The 2,590-nt window shown below is 53.4% G+C and carries 3 protein-coding genes; all 3 read left to right on the top strand.

The features are described from left to right. Window positions 1–915, top strand: a 915-nt coding sequence (locus PHF27_RS14305) for an ABC transporter permease subunit (RefSeq protein ID WP_300071566.1), incomplete at its 5' end; no start/stop codon positions are given. Window positions 916–936: 21 nt separating this feature from the next. After that, a complete protein-coding gene (locus PHF27_RS14300; RefSeq protein WP_300071563.1) occupies window positions 937–1,986 on the top strand; it encodes an ABC transporter ATP-binding protein in 1,050 nt (349 codons plus the stop codon). A 176-nt stretch (window positions 1,987–2,162) separates the two neighbouring features. After that, window positions 2,163–2,590 (top strand): twin-arginine translocation signal domain-containing protein (locus PHF27_RS14295; RefSeq protein WP_300071560.1); only part of this gene is annotated, 428 nt, incomplete at its 3' end.

The following is a 2,590-nucleotide window of genomic DNA, read 5'->3' as shown; positions in this document are numbered from 1 at the left end:
GCCCTGGCGGTATCGCTGATGCTGGTGGCCAATACGCTGCTTTTCGCCATGACCGCTATGCTGGGCCGCAAGGATTATACGACCATTGCCGGCAAAAGCACGCGGCCCAATCTGGTAGAGCTGGGCAGTTGGCGTTATGCAGCGGTGGGCTTGCTTTGCGCGTACGGTTTCATTTCCGTGGTATTGCCTATCGGCTCTATCTTGTTGACGTCTCTCATTCGTTCGATGTCGCGCCCGATTACATTGAGCAATCTGACCTTTGAGCATTGGCTGCCGGTGGTGCAGAGCTCGCAGTATTTAGAACCGATTTATAACAGCTTTGTGACAGGCGCGGCGGCGGCCACGCTGTCTACGGTGGTGGCGCTCTTCGTCTCCTATTTGCTGGTAAAAACAAAAGTAACCGGACGCTCCTTGCCGGATTTGTTGGCGACGCTGGGCGGAGCGACGCCAAGCGTGGTTATCGCCCTGGCTTTGATTATCACCTTTTCCGGCGAATTTGCCTTAAATTTGTATTCTACGTTGACTATTTTAATTGTGGCTTACATGGTCAAGTACCTGACCATGGCGGTGCGCACCATTGCGGCATCCTTGAGCCAGGTCCATCCTTCCTTGGAAGAGGCGGCTCTCAATTCCGGCGCTTCCTGGCTGCGCACTTGCAAGGACATTCTGCTGCCGTTGGTAGCTCCGTCTATCGTAGCCGGCTGGTTTTTGGTCTTCATGCCGTCTTTTTATGAGCTGACTATGTCGATTATTCTCTATGGCGCGGAAACCAAAACCATCGGGGTACTGCTCTATGAACTGCAAACCTATGCAGATCCCCAGAACGCCTCGGTGCTTTCGGTGCTGGTGCTGCTCATTGTGTTGCTGGGCAACCTGATTGTCAGCAAGGTCAGCAAAGGCAATATTGGAATTTGATTATATTTAGGAGTGAACGAAATGGCGCAGGTACGAATTGAACATATTTGGAAACGCTTTGGCGCGGTGACGGCGGTGCATGATTTTGACGTTACTGTGAAGGACGGCGAATTTGTCTCCATTCTCGGACCATCCGGCTGCGGCAAGACGACCATGCTGCGGATGATTGCGGGCTTTGAAAAGGCTTCAGAAGGAGAGATTTATATTGGAGAGCGTCTGGTGAGCTCTTCCCGCGAGAAAACTTTTGTGCCGCCGGAAAAGCGGGATATCGGCATGGTGTTCCAGTCGTACGCCGTTTGGCCGCACATGACGGTGGCGGAAAACGTGGCCTATCCGTTGAAAATCAAAAAAGTCCCTCAGCCCGAACGGCGCGAGCGCGTGCAGAAGGTGCTGGAAATGGTGCATTTGGGGGACTATGCCGAGCGCTACCCCCATCAGCTCTCCGGCGGACAGCAGCAGCGCGTGGCCTTGGGGCGGGCGCTGGTAGCCGAGCCGGGCTTGCTGCTCTTAGACGAACCGTTGTCTAATTTGGACGCCAAGCTCCGTGAAAGCATGCGTTTTGAGATCAAGGCGCTGCAGAAAAAGCTGGGGGTTACGGTTATTTACGTGACCCATGATCAGGCGGAAGCTATGGCCATGTCGGATCGCATTGTGGTCATGCATCAGGGCGTTATCCAGCAGGTAGCGGAGCCGATGGATATCTACGAAAGACCGGCGAATCAGACGGTAGCGGATTTTATCGGCCTGGTGAATCTTCTTCCCGGCGAAGCGGCGGACGGCGTAGTGCGTTTAGCCGCAGGGGGCGAAGTAAAACAGGAAACAAGCTGCCGCGGACCGGTACAGGTAGCGGTGCGGCCGGAAAATATTTCTCTTTCTCGCAGCAGCGGCTGCGTGCAGGGAGTGTTGACCCACCGCGTCTATTTGGGGGATGCCGTGGATTACCGGGTGCAGGTAGGGGACAAGGAAGTGCGCGTCATTGCCAGAAGCGATGAGTACGGCGATTTTAGTGACGGAGAGACCGTGTATCTAAACTTCTCTAAAGCTATGTTTTTTTCCCAGGAACGCTGTTGAATTCGCGGTATAGCCTTTATAAATAAAAGGTTTTTTTCAGGGGAAAGAGAATAGTAAAAGCATAGTCTGGCGCAGAGTACGCGTTTTGACGAGAATTAGTGCGCCGCAGGCCTTCGGCGCAGACTTTGCGAGCGGAATTTGCCGCCGCAGAGAAGAGAAATAGGGAGGTTGTAAGGATGCGCTTTGGGGACACCTTATGGGATGTATTTCAACGTAAGGATATCAGCCGCAGAAGCTTTTTGAAAACCTGCGTCACCTTGACGGGTATTTTGGGGCTGGGCCCCAATATGGTGGCAAAGGTAGTGGAAGCGGCGGAAACAAAGGTGTTGACGCCGGTAATTTGGCTGCACGGACACGAATGCACCGGTTGTGACGAATCGTTTTTGCGTTCGGAAACGCCTTTGGCTTCGGATTTGCTTTTGAACATGATCTCGTTAGAATACAATGACGTCATTGGCGCCGCCGCTGGCGAGCCGTTGGAGCATCATTTGGCGGAAACCGTTAAAAAATATGCAGGCAAGTACATTTTAGCCATCGAAGGGGCTATTCCTTTAGCGGATGACGGCATCAGCTGCATGGTGGGCGGCCGGCCGGTAAAAGACCT

It is taken from the genome of Anaeromusa sp. (assembly GCF_028691475.1).
GTDB lineage: Bacteria > Bacillota > Negativicutes > Anaeromusales > Anaeromusaceae > Anaeromusa.
This window is presented reverse-complemented; position numbering and strand designations above follow the sequence as displayed.

Bases quoted from the DNA above. Each gene is read 5' to 3' on its own strand.
- PHF27_RS14300 (WP_300071563.1), top strand. From the start codon at position 937: ATGGCGCAGGTACGAATTGAACATATTTGGAAACGCTTTGGCGCGGTG.